Genomic DNA, 14,668 nt, shown 5'->3' with positions numbered 1-14,668 from the left:
CAATAAATGTCCCCTACAAGCTGGAACCGCAAAGCGGCCACCCCGCCGTCGTCCCCTGGCGCCCCCGAGGTGGACGTCATCAGCTTGGGCCGCCGCGTGCGGCACCTGCGCAAGGCGGCGGGCATGACACTCGACGACCTGAGTGCCGCCGTCGGGACCGCGCCGAGCCAGCTGAGCCTGATCGAGAACGGTAAACGTGAACCGAAGCTGGGGCTGCTTCAGCTGCTTGCAACGGCACTCAGCGTGACCATTGACCAGCTGCTCGGGGCGGAGCCGCCAAACCGGCGGGCGGCGCTGGAGATCGAGCTGGAACGGTACCAGCGCAGCCCCATCTATGAGTCCCTCAACCTGCCGAAAATCCGCATCAGTTCGCGGCTCCCGATGGATGTTTTGGAGTCCATGGTGGGCCTGCAGCACGAGCTGGAGCGGAAACTCAATGAGCAGGTGGCGACGCCCGAAGAAGCCCGCCGCGCCAACGCTGAACTGCGGGCCATGATGCGCGAGCGGAACAACTACTTCCCGGAGTACGAGGCCGAGGCGCAGAAGGTCCTGGCCTCGGTGGGACACACCAGCGGTCCGCTTTCGCATCACGTCATCGCGGACATTGCCGGTCATCTCGGGTTCACCCTCCACCATGTGGGAGACCTGCCGCATTCCACCCGTTCCGTGACGGATCTCAAAAACCACCGAATTTACCTGACACAGAACCAGCGCTCGGACCACGACCCCCGGTCGGTACTCCTGCAGGCACTCGGCCACTACGTCCTCGGCCACCAGACCCCCAACAATTACGGGGATTTCCTGATGCAGCGCGTGGCCACGAACTACTTCGCGGCCGCGCTGATGCTGCCCGAGCAGGCCACCGTCGATTTCCTCCAGAAGGCCAAGCAAGCCAAGGAAATCGCAGTGGAGGACGTCCGGGACGCCTTCGCCGTGTCCTATGAAACGGCCGCCCACCGCTTCACCAACCTCGCCACCCAGCACCTGGACATCCGCACCCACTTCCAGAAGACCCATAAGAGCGGCATCATCTACAAGGCCTACGAGAACGACGGCGTGACGTTCCCGCAGGACCACACCGGCGCCATCGAGGGCCAGCCGTCGTGCAAATACTGGACCAGCCGCATGGTGTTCGACGTGGCGGACAAGTTCAGTGCGTACAACCAATACACGGACACCCCGGCGGGGACGTACTGGTGCACGGCCCGGACTGAGCGCTCGGCGAACGGTGAGTTCTCCCTGTCCGTCGGAGTGCCGTACGCGCAGGTGAAATGGTTCCGCGGGCGGGAAACCACCGAGCGGTCAAAGTCCACGTGCCCTGACGAGAACTGCTGCCGCCGTCCGCCTGCCTCGCTGACGTCGGAATGGGCGGGCAACGCCTGGCCGTCCGCCCGGGCGCACTCCCACCTGCTGGCCGCCATGCCTCCGGGTGCTTTCCCGGGCGTGGACGAGACCGAGGTGTATTCGTTCCTGCAGGCGCACTCCGGGAGCTGAACGCTCTCTCACTTCCTGCTGTGTTTCCCGAAACGCTCTCTCACACGTGAGGGAGCGTTTCGGGTTTTGGTGCAAATAGTGAGAGAGCGTTCGGTTATCCGTGGAGTTCACGGTAGGCATCAGCGGCTGCCGGGTGCAGCGGCAACCCCGCAGTGTTGATCAGCGATTCCGGGCTCAGGAACTGGACCCCCAGACTGGAGCGGGGGATTAGTTCCTCGGCATGCCCCACCAGCAGTTCGACGGTCCTCTTTACGGTTCGCGCGTCCAGGTCGTTCCGGCACAAGAGGAGGTTGGCCACACCCACCGTCCAGACCGCCGGAATGCCCTCGTAGCTGCCTTCAGGGATCAGCACGCGGTCGTAGTAGGGGCCATAACGGGTCCGTATGGACGGAATCAACGCCGAGAGGTCCAGGAATCCCAGGGCGGCCGCCTTGTTGCTGTCAGCGATTGCGGCCGTAGGCACGCCACCGGACCAGAACAGGGCGTCCACTGACCCGTCCTGCAGGGCTGCCAGACCATCGTTGAGCCCGAGGTTCAGCACGTTGACTGTCTCTTCGGTGGCGGCAGCGGAGGCGGCGCCAACGGCAGCGGTGCCCAGCCCGGCAGCTTCGATCAGTCGAGGAGTGGTCAAGGAGGTCCCCGAGCCGGGCTCGCCGACAGCCACGGTCCTGCCTGCCAGTCCGGCGAGGTCACCGATGCCGCTGCCTTTCCGTACGATGCAGTGGACGTAGTTTTCGTACACCCTTCCGAGGGCGGTGACTCCGGCGGCGGACGTGCCGCGTGCTTCCAGCTGCTGGGCCGCGGCATCGGCCAGCGCGACGGCGAACGTGGCCTGGCCCGTAAGCAGCCGCCCCAGGTTGTCCAGGCTTCCTCCGGTAGTCAGTGGCACCGCATGGTCTGCTACGCCATGGCGCTGGAGGGACTCCGCCAGCAGCGTGGCGAACTCCAGGTAGAACCCTCCCGGCTCACCCCCGGCCACGGTCACCGTGCCCGGACGGTCCTCGGGAGTGCAGGCGCTGAGGGCCGGCAAAAGCAGTCCCGCCAGCCCGGCAGCCAGCCCTGCCTTGAGGGCGGTCCGCCTCGGCGGAAGGCCATTGTCGCCGCCGGCCGCGAAGGTCAGACCAGTCATACAGGGCCCTCCTTACCCAGTTGGGCCAAGGCACGCGGAAACTCGATGCTCGCGATCAGGCCGTGCGGCGAGGCTTCCGCCAGCAGCAGGCTGCCCCCGTTGGCTCCCGCCAGTTTGTCCACAATCGTCATGCCCAGGCCGTTGCCGCGGATTTCCCGGTGCTGAGGGGAACGCCAGAAGCGGCTTGTGGCAGCCGCCCGTTCCTCAGCGGAAAGCCCGGGGCCGTCGTCGGAGATTTCGACGGCGACCGCGTCCGGGCGTACCCGGACTGCCACCGAGATGCGGGCGCCGGCTGCGTATTTGATGGCGTTGTTGATCAGTTCCCCCACCATCTGGGCCAGTTCGGCGGCGTTGCAGGCAATGTGCACCGCCGGGTCCGGCGGATCGCCCAGCAGGATGTGTGAGCCGCTGCGCCGTGCCGCAGGTCCTGCCCGTTCGGTTTCTTCCTGCAGGACAGGGTAGGGATCAACCGCGGCAGGGAGCCCGCGCGAAGGGGTCCCCAACGGCCCTCCGGCAGAGTCTTCGAAGATCCGGTGCTCGGCCGTGGCCAGCTTCAGGACCCCGTCCAGGATCTCTTCCACACGTTCCAGTTCCGCCTGCACTCCGGCAGCGGCCTTGTGTTCCCGGGCTGTTTGCAGTTCAAGCTGCAGCAAGTCGATCCTCAACCGCAGGGCGCCCACGGGATTGCGCAACTGGTGGGAGGTGTCGGCAATCAGCTGGCGCTGGGAGTCGATACTCGCACTGACCGTCCGCGCCATTCTGGTGAAGGAGCGGCTCAGTTCCCGCAGTTCCGGTGGCCCGTCCTCCGGGAGCCGGCCGGTCCTGCCTGTTGCCTCAAGCTCCGTTACCGCCGAATTCAGGCGGTGCACAGGACGCAGCACCCACCTGGTTACGCGGGCGGCGCCGAGGAGGAGCACCGCTGCGAGGGCGGCCGCAGCCACTCCGACGAGGAGCCACCGCTCCCGCAGCTTCTGCCGGGCCGCATCCAGGTTGACTTCCAGGACCGCCTCGCCAAGAACCTGGCTTGCGCTGCCGAAGGAGCGTGAAATCACCTCAGATCCGGTTCCGAAGGGCTGAAGCGGAGCAAGCGTGGTGTCGTTGAGGTTCAGGTTCGCCCTGGCCAGCGCGTCGCGGACGTCTGCCCGTTCCTCGCTCAGGCCGCCCGAGCGCAGCGTGCCTGCCTGGAGCCGGATCAGGACCCCCTCGCCATACAGTTCCGAGTATCTGTCCATCTCGGCCTGCAGCTGCGTGGCGTCTCCTCCGTCCGTCGCGGCGTCGAACGCCACCTGCGCGAGGCGGTTGAGGGCGGCAGCCCGGTTGATCTGCAGTTCCTGGGTGAGCTCCCGGCTGGCCGACGACAGGATGGCGGTGGAGGCGAAGATGACGATGAGGACGGACAGGACGCTCAGGATACCGAGGACACGCAGCTTCACGCAGGACCCGCCTCGACCCGGTAGCCCACGCCGCGGACGTTGATGATGAAGCCCGGCATCTGGAGCTTCGCCCGCAGGCCTGTCAGGTGCACGTCAAGGGACCGCGAGGAGGCAAGGAACGCATCGCCCCACAGCGCATCCAGGATCTGCTCCCGGGTGACCACCGAACCTGCATGGCTTGCCAGGAGCGCGAGCAGGTCGAATTCGGTGGCGGTCAGGGGCAGGACCCTGGGACCGATCGCGGCCACACGCCGTTCGAGGTCCACCTCGAGTTCGCCCAGCACGATGGTCCGCTGCTTGGTGTCCTTTGCGCGGCCTGCCCGCCGGGTGACGGCTTCGATGCGGGCGAGGAGCTCCACGAGTTTCACCGGCTTGACGAGGTAGTCATCGGCTCCGGACCGCAGGCCAAGCACCACGCTGCGCTCGTCGTCGCGGGCTGTGAGGATAAGGATCGGGACGGGCGTGACCTGGCGAAGCTTGCGCAGGACGTCGAGGCCGTCCATATCCGGAAGGCCCAGATCGAGCAGGATGACCTCGGAGCGCCGGTGTTCCAGGAGTGCGTCAGCTCCGCGGGCAACCCGGGAGGCCGTGTGCCCGGCGGAAACCACGGCCGCGTCGAGGGCGGACGCCATGGCGTCGTCGTCCTCGACGATGAGCACATCCATGGCCTGTTTCCTGTTCCGTATGAGCGGTGTTTTCTTCCCCAGCCCGCCTTTGGAGATTACCCCGTCCACCGATTTTCCGCCCTGCAGGGCAACCCAGGGGCAAAACCTAAGGAAGTGTTAGGACTTCCCCTCCCGCGTTGGTTGTGCGGTGGATCACGAATAGCTTGGATGGGGTCCTCGGCTTTCTGGGGACTGTCGATGTCGAGGAGGAACCATGGGCAATGTTGCCGTGGACAGCACGAAAGTTAGCCAGGGCCCCGTGGCGACCCCGGCCAGGAAGGTTCAGCGATGAGCACCCAGCAAACCGAGATCCAGAGTGAGTCAGCCCAGACCCGCCGGGCTGTGAGCAACATCCTCAAAGGCTCAGCCGGCAACCTCGTGGAATGGTACGACCTCTACGTCTACACGGTCTTCGCCGCCTACTTCCAGTCCCACTTCTTCAACTCCAAGGACGAGCTGCAGGCCGGCCTTGAGGCGATGGCCGTGTTCTCGACGTCGTTCCTGATGCGCCCCATCGGCGCCTGGTTCTTCGGCCGGTACGCCGACCGCAAGGGTCGCAAGGCAGCGCTGACGCTGAGCGTGACGCTCATGTCCGCGGGTTCCTTTGCCATCGCACTCCTGCCCACCACACAGCAGGTCGGCGTCTGGGCCTTGGTGCTCCTGATCCTGATCCGCCTGGTCCAGGGCTTCTCCGTGGGCGGCGAATACGGCACCAGCGCCACCTACATGTCCGAGGCCGCCACGTCCAAGCGCCGCGGCTTCTTCTCCAGCTTCCAGTACGTCACCCTGATCGGCGGCCAGATGATGGCCCTGCTGGTACTGGTCATCCTGCAGAATGTGATGCCCAAGGACGACCTGACTGAGTGGGGCTGGCGTATCCCGTTCGCCATCGGCGGCGTGGCGGCACTCGTCGTCCTCTGGCTGCGGCGCTCCATGGAGGAAACCGTCTCCGCCGAGCAGGTCGAGGCCGCGAAGGTACCGGCAGTGGCCGGCGTTGCCCAGCCGGGCACCATGAAGCTGCTGTTCACCCAGTACTGGAAGCCGCTGCTGATCTGCATCGGCGTCACCCTCGGTGGCACTGTGGCGTTCTACACCTACACCAACTTCATCCTGAAGTTCATGAACGATACGTCCGGCATCGCCAAGACCGACACCTCGGTGATCAACTTCTGGGCACTGTTCATCTTCATGCTGCTCCAGCCCGTCTACGGCATGATCTCGGACAAGGTGGGCCGCAAGCCGCTTCTGCTGTGGTTCGGCATCACCGGCGTCCTTTTCACCTGGCCGCTGCTTTCCACCCTGTCCAACACCAAGGACCCGTTCACCGCGTTCCTGCTCATGATGGGCGGCCTCCTAATCGTTGGCGGCTACACCTCCATCAACGCCCTCGTGAAAGCCGAGCTGTTCCCGGCTTCCATCCGTGCCCTCGGGGTGGGGCTGGGCTACGCGATTGCCAACTCACTCTTCGGCGGCACGGTTCCGCTGCTCGGCGCGGCCTTCCAGAAGGCCGAGCGGGTGGACCTGTTCTTCACCTACGTCACGGTCGCCATCGCCATCTCGCTGGTGGTCTACGTCTTCGCGCTGCGGAACAAGAAGGCCACGCACCTGGACCGCGAACAGGGCGACGCCTGGCCGCAGTCCAGCAAGGATGACGACAAGGACAAGGACCTCGTGGACGCCTAGCGTCCAGGAGCAGACGGTCCCGAAGAGTACGACGGCGGGTGGCCGGCAATGCGGTTCCGTACGGGGCCGGGCCGGGCGCCCGCCGTCGTCGAACGCTCACCGCCCCATGACGCTCTCTCACGTCCTGCAGGAAAAACCCGGACGCTCTCTCACTTTCTTGTGGAAAGTGAGAGAGCGTCCGGGTTTTCGTTGCGTTAAGTGCGAGAGCGTTTCGATAAGGGCGGACTATATTGGCCCTGTCAGCCCATCAACCTGATCGCGGGAGTGTGCACTCATGGCCAAGGAACTCGCCACCCAGCTCATTGAACAACTCCAGGCTGCCGGCGTGCAGCGAATTTACGGGATCGTGGGGGACAGCCTCAATCCGATCGTCGACGCCGTCCGCAAAACGGGCGGCTCCCAGCACGGCGGAATCGACTGGATCCATGTCCGGCATGAGGAGGCCGCAGCCTTCGCCGCTGCGGCCGAAGCCCAGCTGACCGGCCGGCTCGCAGTCTGCGCGGGCTCCTGCGGCCCCGGCAACCTGCACCTGATCAACGGCCTGTACGACGCGAACCGCTCAGGAGCACCTGTCCTGGCCATCGCCTCGCACATTCCGAGCAAGCAGATCGGCAGCGGCTTCTTCCAGGAAACCCATCCGGACCGTCTCTTCAATGAATGCTCGGTGTACTCGGAGCTGGTCAGCACCGCCGAGCAGGCACCCCGGGTCATGCACAGCGCGATCCAGCACGCCGTCGGGCTCGGGGGAGTCGCCGTCGTCACTCTTCCGGGCGATATCGCCGGCCTGGAAGCAACCGGCGAGACGCCGCTGCCCGCGACGTTCCGGCGCGCAACCCTCGTCCCCGACGCCGCGAGCGTCCGGGAGCTTGCTGATGCCATCAACGCGGCCGGAAAAGTCGCCATCTTTGCCGGGGCAGGAACCCAGGGCGCCCACGACGAAGTCGTCGCCCTCGCAGAAGTGATCGGCGCCCCGATCGGCCATTCGCTGCGGGGCAAGGACTTCATGCAGTACGACAACCCGTACGACATCGGCATGACCGGGCTGCTCGGCTACGGCGCCGCAGCCGAAGGGATCGAGGACGCGGACCTGCTGATCCTGCTCGGCACGGATTTTCCTTACGACCAGTTCCTGCCCGGCACCCGGACCGCGCAGGTGGACCGGGCCGCCCACAAGCTAGGGAGGCGGACCGACGTCGACGTCGCCGTTCACGGCGACGTGCTGCCCACGCTCGCCGCGCTGAAGCCCCTGCTGGCTCCAAAGAAAAGCCGGCGTTTCCTCAACCAGATGCTCAAGAAGCACGACAGGCTCATGAACAAGGCCGTGGGCGCCTATACGCGCAAGGTCGAAAAGAAGCAGCCGATCCACCCCGAGTACGCGGCCTCGATCCTGGACCAGGTGGCGGCGGAGGACGCCGTCTTCACCGCGGACACAGGCATGTGCAACGTCTGGACCGCACGCTACATCAATCCTCTGGGCACGCGCCGGCTGATCGGCTCGTACCTGCACGGTTCGATGGCCAACGCGCTGCCGCACGCGATCGGCGCGCAGCTGGCCTACCCCGGGCGGCAGGTCATTTCGGTCTCGGGCGACGGCGGGCTGTCCATGCTGCTCGGTGAGCTCATCACCGTTGCAGCGCATCGTCTGCCGGTGAACGTCGTGGTCTTCAACAACTCCACGCTGGGCATGGTCAAACTCGAGATGCTCGTGGACGGGCTGCCCGATTTCGGCGTCGATGTGCCCGACGCCGACTACGCCGCCGTCGCCCGCGCGCTCGGCTTCCACTCGGTCCGCGTCACGGATCCGGCGCGGATCGAGGAAGCCTACCGGGAGGCCTTCGCCCACCCCGGGCCCTCCCTGGTGGAACTCATCACGGATCCGAAGGCGCTGTCGATTCCGCCGAAGATCACCGGGTCGCAGGTCCTCGGCTTCGCGACCGCGATGTCCAAAGTGGTCCTGAACCGCGGCGCCGGCGAGGCCGTGAGCATGGCGCGGAGCAATCTGAGGAACATCCCGCGGCGGTAGTCCGCCAAAGCCTTTCCCGCGGACGACGGCGGCGCTGGCTCCCGCGGACGACGGCGGCGCTGGCGCCCGCCGTCGTACGCTTCCGGCGGCTGTGGCAGCCGACGGCCGCGACAGCCGGCCGCTACTGCCCGCGGCGCTCGGCCGCAAGAAGTGCCGCCGTCTTTTCGATGAGTTCGTACGGTACAGGTTTGCCCAGCGGGAACTTCAGCGTTCCCTTGGCGGACCGGTACGGGGCGATCTCAGCTTGAAAGGCATCGTCTCCGGCCGGCACCGGATACACCGAAACATGGTGGGCCCATCCCGCGAAGTACACCACGTACTTGCCGTCCAGGGTGACGGTCGGGAGGCCGTAGCTGATCATCTCGCCGGACTCCGGCACAGCGGCGTGGCACCTGCGCCGGATTTCCCGGAGGATGACCTGCACCTCGGCGGGAAAGGACGCGATGTACTCGTCAATGCTGTTGAAATGCTGTGCCATCTAGCGCTCCTCCGACATGTCACGAGGATACGCCCGTGACGGAAGTGCGGGAGCGTTGGCGGAAACGTTGCGAAAGATGCGGGAACGTCGGCGGGGTGAAACCAAAACGACGGCAAACCGTGACCCTACGGGCATCGTCCTGCGGCAGGCCGGCTGGTTGACTGAAGGAAGACGGGCGGATTCCCGCCAAATGCCGGCAGGGCAGGTCCAAGGGGGAAGAAAATGAAAACATTCCGTGTGGCCAGGATCGCGACGGCCGGTGCCCTGGTGGCGCTCACCGCCTGTTCGGCGTCGTCTCCCGATCTCCTTAAGGCCGACGGCGTGGAGCGGGTTTCGGTGGACCGTGCAGCTTATGCCGCTGAACTGCGTTCCTTCCGGGCTTCGGCCCTGGGCCTCGGCGAAGCCCTGCTGGCCGACGGGGGCGACGGCTCCAACGGGAACGTGGTGTCCTCGCCAGGGAGCCTGCTGATTGCGCTCGCGATGCTTCGCTCCGGTGCGTCGGGCGAGACTGCCGCGGAGATGGACAGCGTCCTACAACTTCCCCAGGAGAACCGCGATGAGGCCATGAATGCGGTTCTCAGGTCACTCGAGAAGTTCGACGGCGACCCCGGCTCAGTGGACGAGGACAATCCGCCGCGGAAACCGGTCATGCACGCCGCCAACGGGCTGTTCGTGGACAAGGGCGTGCCCACCGGGGAATCCTTCCTGGACACTCTCGCCCGGCACTACGGAACCGGTGTGTATCCCGTGGACTTCAGCGATGAGGGTGCGACGAAGCCCGCCATCGATGCCTGGGTCAACAGGAACACTGGCGGCCGGATCAAAGAAGCCCCGGCAAAGTACGATCCAGACAACACGTTCAGCCTGCTCAACTCCCTGTACTTTGCGTCCGCCTGGAGCGCGCCGTTTGACCCGAATGACACCTCGGACCTGCCCTTCACCACAGCCGCCGGCGAGGAAATCGAGGCGCCCGCAATGCACAACGAGCTGGAAATGAAGTACGCGGAAGGGGCTGGCTGGCAGGGCGTGGACCTTCCCTACGCCGACGGTTTCGTCATGCGCCTGGTCCTGCCGGAGGCCGGAACCGGCCCGGGAACCGAGGCCGGATCCCGCCCCGCGTCCGCGGCTTTCAACGCAGCCAAGCTCACGGAGATCGCCGACACCTTCGACACAGCAGCGCTCGAAACAGTGCAGATCCAGCTGCCGCGCTGGGACCACAAATGCAGCTTTGACCTGCGCAAGGTGTTTGAGTCGCTCGGCCTGCAGAAGACCCTCAACACCACCGAGGACTTCAACAACATCCAGCCCAAGATGATGATTACCCAGGCCGCGCAGGCTGCCAACATCACTGTTGCCGAAAAAGGCACCATCGCCGCCGCTGTCACCCAGATCAACGGCATGGCCACCAGCGCTCCGCCGCAGCCCGAGCGCACCATCACCTTCGACCGGCCGTTCCACTATCAGATCGTGCACGTGGAAACCGGCCTGCCGCTGTTCATGGGAACGGTGGCCGACCCCCGCTCATAACCGGGACGCTCGCTCAGATCCTGCAACGAAAACCGGGACGCTCGCTCATCCAGTGATAGAGCGTCCCGGTTTTTCGTGCGAAAAGTGAGAGAGGGTCCCGGTTTTTCGTGCGAAAAGTGAGAGAGGGTCCCGGTTTTTCGTGCGAAAAGTGAGAGAGGGTCCTGGCAGGCGGGGAGTGGTTAGCGCGGGCCACCCTGCCACAGGGCGTCGAACGGGGCGCCGGAGGCCACACGGTTGCGGATGCCGGCGGTCACGAACGCCTTGGCCGTACGGGCAGCCTCGAGCGGCGTCGCGCCCTTGGCCAGCTCGGCTGTCACCGCGGCGGCCAGGGAACAGCCGGCACCGGAGACAGCCACTTCGCCCACCTTGGGGGCGGACAGGACTTCCAGGGTGCCGCCGTCGTAATAGACGTCGACGGCGTCGGGCCCGGCCAGGCGCACGCCGCCCTTGGCCAGCACGGCGGCCCCGCTCAGCTCATGGATGCGGATGGCCGCGGCCTTGAGGGACTCGACGTCGGTGATCTCCATGCCGGACAGCGACTCCGCCTCGAAGTGGTTGGGCGTGACAAACGTGGCCAGCGGCAGGATCTGTGCCTTGAGTGCCTGGTCCGTATCCAGTGCGTGGCCCGGCTCCTGGCCCTTGCAGATCAGGACCGGGTCGAGCACCACGTTGGTGAACCCGCCCGTGACCAGGGCGGACGAAACGGTCGAAATGGTGGCCGGGCTGCCCAGCATGCCGATCTTCACGGTGTCGAGTAAGGACGGCGCGCCTGAAGCGGCGCCGTATGCCGCCGTCGTCGCCTCCAGCTGGTCCGCGATGACCTGCTGGTCCACCGGGACAAAGCGGTGGTTCCAGTTGTCGTTCGGGTTGAAGGACACGATGCAGGTCAGGTTGGCAATGCCGAACACGCCCAGTTCCTGGAAAGTCTTCAGGTCGGCCTGGGCGCCGGCACCACCGGTCGCCTCGGACCCGGCAATGGTGAGGGCGACGGAAGGGTACGTCTCAACAGCGGCAGAAGTCATCCACCCATCCTGCCACCGCGCCCAAACAGGCCGCATTGTGCGGATGACCAATATCGCTACGGGACTTCGGGTCCCGGCGACGGCTGCCCGCCGTCGCCGTATTCCCCGGCAAGTTTCCAGACCGCGAGCCGGCCCAACGCAGCCGCGGCACCCATGGCGGCTGCAGCGGCATAGTCCGGCACGGAGCTGAAACCGCCAAACGGGAAACCCAACGCAACGCCCAGCAGGCCGAATGCCGCCACATGGATCCAGTGGCTGCTGACCGGCCGCAACAGCAGACCCAGCGGCATCGCCAGGCTCCATCCGATGACTACCGCAGGAATGGCGCCGACCATCAGGGCAACGACGGCGAACCAAACGCCGGACGTCGAACCAGAATTGCGTAGCTGGTCGTTGGCGCCGAGCAGCAGGCAGAACGTCACATGCGTCACGAGGATGCCGAGCCACACGGCGCCGGATCCCAGCACTACGCGTTCCGGGCGGCTCATGCCTGCCGCCCGGTGATGTCCTTAAGGGCGCTCCCCAGCTCGGGATGCCTGAAGATGAAGCCGGCAGCCAGCAGTTTCCGCGGCTCTACCCAGCGGCTCTTGAGAACCAGCTCCGTTTCGGTACGGATCAGAACGGCGCCGAGTTCCAGCAGCCACGCCGGGGTCGTCAGGCCGAGCGGCGCGCCATGGGCCCGCCGGACCAACCGCATCAGCTCCCGGTTATCCACGACGTCGGGTGAGGCAACGTTCACGGGGCCCGTGATGTCCGTCCGCTGGTGCACGAACAGCGCGCTGCGGTACAGGTCTTCGACATGGACCCAGCTGAACTTCTGCCTGCCGCTGCCCATAGGTCCGCCCAGCCCCAGCCTGGCGAGATTGGCCAAGGGGCGCATCACACCGGCACCCGGGCCGAGGACGATGGAGATCCGCAGCGGAACCTTGCGGGTGAGGGGCGTTTCGGAGGCAGCCAGGGCTGACTCCCAATCCCGGGCGACACTCACGGAGAAGCCTTCGCCCAGCTCACCGTCCTGTTCCGACTGCGGTGCGTCTTCTGCATGGCGGTAGATGGTCCCGGTGCTGGCGTTGAGCCAGGTCGCCGGGGGAGCGGAGCAGCGCCCCACCGCCCGGCCAAGTTCCGCCGTCGTGGATACGCGGGATCCCAGGATCTGTGCCTTGTTCCGCTCGTTGTAGCGGCAGTTCACGGAACGTCCGGCGAGGTTGACCAGGAGGTCGGCGCCGTCGATCGCCCTGGTGATCCCGGCGTCGTCGCCCCAGCATGCGGTGTCCGCTCCGGTGCCCGCGCCGGTGCGGCCGATGGTGCGGACCTGCCAGCCGTCCTGCCCGAAGCGTGTCCGGAAATACCCGCCGATGAAACCGGATGCTCCGGCCAGGACCACAGTCTTTCGGTTGTCCATCTTTCCCCCCATTGATTGCTGCTGCTTTGAAGTTTGGCTGCCGGCTTTTTGGTGCCGGAACCTGGTTATTCGCGGACGCTGCGGCTCAGGCTGAGGACGTCGTCCAGCACCTTGCTGACGCCGGGAATCCTTGCGAGGGACAGCCCGCGAGCGATCAGCGGTGCCACTCCGTCGATCAGTTTGCGGGTGCGGCGCCTGTCTTCCGACGTGTCATAGACCCAGAAGAGCGCCACTCCCATGTAGCCGAGCCACAGCAGCTCCGGCAGGTCGGCGCGAAGCTTTTTGGGAACAGCCGGGCTGGCGCCGTCCACGATGTTCCGGAAGATGGCCAGGGAGGCATCCCGGGCGGCCGTGGATTCGCCGGAGAACGGGTTGACGGGCGACGTCGGGCGGATGGCGGTGGCGATGAAGTCGGCACCGAAGCGGTGGTACGGCTCCATGACGTCCAGGCCGGCGTGCAGCGTGGCCTTGAGCCTGCCGCTGAGGTCCTTGACGCTCTCGACGGCTTGGGCCGCTTTGGTGGCATGCTCCGCCTGGACCTGGACATAGAGCTCCTGAACCAGCTCGTCCTTCGATGCGAAGTAGTAGTAGGCGTTGCCCACCGACACTCCCGCCTCCGTCGCGATGGCGCGCATGGTGGTTTTTTCGAAGCCGATTTCACGGAACATCCGCAGTGCCACGTCGGCTACAAGCTGCCGCGTCTGCTCGCTCTTGCTTGCCATGGGGATCTCCGTCATCCGATTTCTGAACGTGTTCAAGAAGTGTGGCACACGAATTGAACGTGTTCAAATTACGGAGTAGTTTGCCGACCGGTGCCCGTGCGCGCCCGGTGGTGCGAGAATGGAACACGGTTCCGGCGGAAGCACTTCGCTGGAGCCCCTCCCAGTGCTAATACAGCCGGCCGCTGCAGCGACTTCCTCGCGATTTCCCGGGCAGCCGAGCGAACCACTCCGAATGGATCACCCATGACTACCGCCAAGACTTTCCCCGCCTCCGCGGCGCCGAAATTCGCCTCGATCGGTTCCCCCTACTTCGGCATCATGCTGGCCGTCATGGCTGTGGTGCTGATCCTGTCCAACATCGGGGCGTCCAAGGGCGTGGCGATCGGTCCGATCATCACGGACGGCGGTTTCTTCCTCTTCCCGCTGGCCTACATCCTGGGCGACGTCATCAGCGAGGTCTACGGATTCAAGGTGGCACGCAGGGCCATCATCACCACGTTTGCCCTGTCCGTGTTCGCCTCCCTCTGCTACTGGGTGATCATCGCGTTGCCCGGCTTCGGCGACGAGTTCGGTACCTCCAAGCAGGCCGCGCTCGAAGGTGCGCTGGGCCCGGTTCCGCAGATTGTGCTGGCCTCGCTGCTGGCGTTCGTGGCCGGGCAGACCATCAACTCCTGGATCCTGGTGAAGATGAAGGCGCGCACGGGCGAAAAGTCGCTGTGGGCCCGGATCATGAGCTCATCGGTGGCCGGCGAATTCGTTGACACGCTGATCTTCTGCAGCATCGCGGCGTCGGTCATCGGCATTACGGACTTCGGCACCTTCGTGAACTACGTGCTGGTGGGCTTCCTCTACAAGACCCTGGTGGAGTTCCTCTTCGTGCCGGTGACCACCTTGACCATCGGCTGGATCAAGAAGCGCGAACCGAGCTACGGGGCGTAAGAGCCACACAGCCACCCTCAGCGAGTTCGCCGGAACCACGCGGGTTCGCCGGAAGGTCCCTGTGTGTCAGGCTGTTGTGTGACAGGTTCCCTGTTGCTGGAGCCGGTGCTCAGAGCGGGGAAAGGTCCATCATGGATTTCGTTATGCCTGT

General features: G+C 65.6%; 13 protein-coding genes. 5 read left to right on the top strand and 8 right to left on the bottom strand.

Annotated features, from left to right (window positions below; translation table 11 throughout):
- Positions 1-6 precede the first annotated feature (6 nt).
- Positions 7-1,494 carry a helix-turn-helix transcriptional regulator gene (locus J2S97_RS06815; protein WP_307047830.1) on the top strand — a complete coding sequence of 496 codons (1,488 nt, stop codon included), beginning with the start codon at positions 7-9 and terminating at the stop codon, positions 1,492-1,494.
- A 94-nt stretch (positions 1,495-1,588) separates the two neighbouring features.
- Here J2S97_RS06815 and J2S97_RS06810 read toward each other — a convergent pair whose 3' ends face one another.
- Genes J2S97_RS06810 through J2S97_RS06800 form a run of 3 tightly spaced genes read right to left on the bottom strand, consistent with a single transcriptional unit; the run spans position 1,589 to position 4,721 of the window.
- A complete protein-coding gene (locus J2S97_RS06810) occupies positions 1,589-2,623 on the bottom strand; it encodes a TAXI family TRAP transporter solute-binding subunit (RefSeq protein ID WP_307047828.1) in 1,035 nt (344 codons plus the stop codon).
- On the bottom strand, positions 2,620-4,056 hold the full coding sequence (locus tag J2S97_RS06805; RefSeq protein WP_307047826.1) for a sensor histidine kinase: 1,437 nt from the start codon (positions 4,054-4,056) through the stop codon (positions 2,620-2,622). Before J2S97_RS06805 ends, J2S97_RS06810 begins: the two co-directional genes overlap by 4 nt.
- Entirely contained in the window at positions 4,053-4,721 is a 669-nt protein-coding gene (locus J2S97_RS06800; protein ID WP_307047824.1) for a response regulator transcription factor, read from the bottom strand. Before J2S97_RS06800 ends, J2S97_RS06805 begins: the two co-directional genes overlap by 4 nt.
- Before the next feature lie 288 nt (positions 4,722-5,009).
- Here J2S97_RS06800 and J2S97_RS06795 point away from each other — a divergent pair, with 288 nt between their 5' ends.
- Both J2S97_RS06795 and J2S97_RS06790 read left to right on the top strand, forming a co-directional pair.
- Positions 5,010-6,404, top strand: a complete 1,395-nt coding sequence (locus J2S97_RS06795) for an MFS transporter (RefSeq protein WP_307047822.1) — start codon at positions 5,010-5,012, stop codon at positions 6,402-6,404.
- A gap of 274 nt (positions 6,405-6,678) precedes the next feature.
- On the top strand, positions 6,679-8,427 hold the full coding sequence (locus J2S97_RS06790) for a pyruvate dehydrogenase (protein ID WP_307047820.1): 1,749 nt from the start codon (positions 6,679-6,681) through the stop codon (positions 8,425-8,427).
- 121 nt (positions 8,428-8,548) lie between these two features.
- On the opposite strand, the gene J2S97_RS06785 is transcribed toward J2S97_RS06790, so the two are convergent.
- Entirely contained in the window at positions 8,549-8,905 is a 357-nt protein-coding gene (locus tag J2S97_RS06785) for an iron chaperone (protein ID WP_307047817.1), read from the bottom strand.
- Positions 8,906-9,127: 222 nt separating this feature from the next.
- On the opposite strand from J2S97_RS06785, the gene J2S97_RS06780 reads away from it, so the two are divergent.
- Positions 9,128-10,432: a serpin family protein gene (locus J2S97_RS06780; protein ID WP_307047815.1), complete on the top strand. Its 1,305-nt coding sequence runs from the start codon at positions 9,128-9,130 to the stop codon at positions 10,430-10,432.
- A 179-nt stretch (positions 10,433-10,611) separates the two neighbouring features.
- On the opposite strand, the gene J2S97_RS06775 is transcribed toward J2S97_RS06780, so the two are convergent.
- From J2S97_RS06775 to J2S97_RS06760, 4 genes are all read right to left on the bottom strand, one after another.
- Complete coding sequence (locus J2S97_RS06775) at positions 10,612-11,454, bottom strand: hydroxymethylpyrimidine/phosphomethylpyrimidine kinase (RefSeq protein ID WP_307047813.1); 843 nt, start codon at positions 11,452-11,454, stop codon at positions 10,612-10,614.
- Between the two features lie 56 nt (positions 11,455-11,510).
- The gene (locus J2S97_RS06770; RefSeq protein WP_307047811.1) at positions 11,511-11,942 is read right to left on the bottom strand and encodes a hypothetical protein; all 432 of its coding nucleotides are present in this window, start codon (positions 11,940-11,942) and stop codon (positions 11,511-11,513) included.
- On the bottom strand, positions 11,939-12,856 hold the full coding sequence (locus J2S97_RS06765) for a TIGR01777 family oxidoreductase (protein ID WP_307047809.1): 918 nt from the start codon (positions 12,854-12,856) through the stop codon (positions 11,939-11,941). Before J2S97_RS06765 ends, J2S97_RS06770 begins: the two co-directional genes overlap by 4 nt.
- 65 nt (positions 12,857-12,921) lie before the next feature.
- Complete coding sequence (locus tag J2S97_RS06760) at positions 12,922-13,578, bottom strand: TetR/AcrR family transcriptional regulator (protein ID WP_307047807.1); 657 nt, start codon at positions 13,576-13,578, stop codon at positions 12,922-12,924.
- A 243-nt stretch (positions 13,579-13,821) separates the two neighbouring features.
- On the opposite strand from J2S97_RS06760, the gene J2S97_RS06755 reads away from it, so the two are divergent.
- Positions 13,822-14,517 carry a queuosine precursor transporter gene (locus J2S97_RS06755; protein ID WP_307047805.1) on the top strand — a complete coding sequence of 232 codons (696 nt, stop codon included), beginning with the start codon at positions 13,822-13,824 and terminating at the stop codon, positions 14,515-14,517.
- Positions 14,518-14,668: the final 151 nt, after the last annotated feature.

The sequence above is a fragment of the Arthrobacter oryzae genome (genome assembly GCF_030812315.1).
Taxonomy (GTDB): domain Bacteria; phylum Actinomycetota; class Actinomycetes; order Actinomycetales; family Micrococcaceae; genus Arthrobacter; species Arthrobacter oryzae_B.
The sequence above is the reverse complement of the archived record's forward strand: the minus strand, read 5'-3'. Positions and strand labels throughout refer to the sequence as shown.

What these genes read in the sequence shown, in the direction of transcription:
- J2S97_RS06815 (WP_307047830.1), top strand. Translation starts at nt 7, where the DNA reads ATGTCCCCTACAAGCTGGAACCGCAAAGCGGCCACCCCGCCGTCGTCC.
- J2S97_RS06810 (WP_307047828.1), bottom strand. Translation starts at nt 2,623, where the DNA reads ATGACTGGTCTGACCTTCGCGGCCGGCGGCGACAATGGCCTTCCGCCG.
- J2S97_RS06800 (WP_307047824.1), bottom strand. Translation starts at nt 4,721, where the DNA reads ATGGATGTGCTCATCGTCGAGGACGACGACGCCATGGCGTCCGCCCTC.
- J2S97_RS06795 (WP_307047822.1), top strand. Translation starts at nt 5,010, where the DNA reads ATGAGCACCCAGCAAACCGAGATCCAGAGTGAGTCAGCCCAGACCCGC.
- J2S97_RS06790 (WP_307047820.1), top strand. Translation starts at nt 6,679, where the DNA reads ATGGCCAAGGAACTCGCCACCCAGCTCATTGAACAACTCCAGGCTGCC.
- J2S97_RS06785 (WP_307047817.1), bottom strand. Translation starts at nt 8,905, where the DNA reads ATGGCACAGCATTTCAACAGCATTGACGAGTACATCGCGTCCTTTCCC.
- J2S97_RS06780 (WP_307047815.1), top strand. Translation starts at nt 9,128, where the DNA reads ATGAAAACATTCCGTGTGGCCAGGATCGCGACGGCCGGTGCCCTGGTG.
- J2S97_RS06775 (WP_307047813.1), bottom strand. Translation starts at nt 11,454, where the DNA reads ATGACTTCTGCCGCTGTTGAGACGTACCCTTCCGTCGCCCTCACCATT.
- J2S97_RS06770 (WP_307047811.1), bottom strand. Translation starts at nt 11,942, where the DNA reads ATGAGCCGCCCGGAACGCGTAGTGCTGGGATCCGGCGCCGTGTGGCTC.
- J2S97_RS06765 (WP_307047809.1), bottom strand. Translation starts at nt 12,856, where the DNA reads ATGGACAACCGAAAGACTGTGGTCCTGGCCGGAGCATCCGGTTTCATC.
- J2S97_RS06760 (WP_307047807.1), bottom strand. Translation starts at nt 13,578, where the DNA reads ATGGCAAGCAAGAGCGAGCAGACGCGGCAGCTTGTAGCCGACGTGGCA.
- J2S97_RS06755 (WP_307047805.1), top strand. Translation starts at nt 13,822, where the DNA reads ATGACTACCGCCAAGACTTTCCCCGCCTCCGCGGCGCCGAAATTCGCC.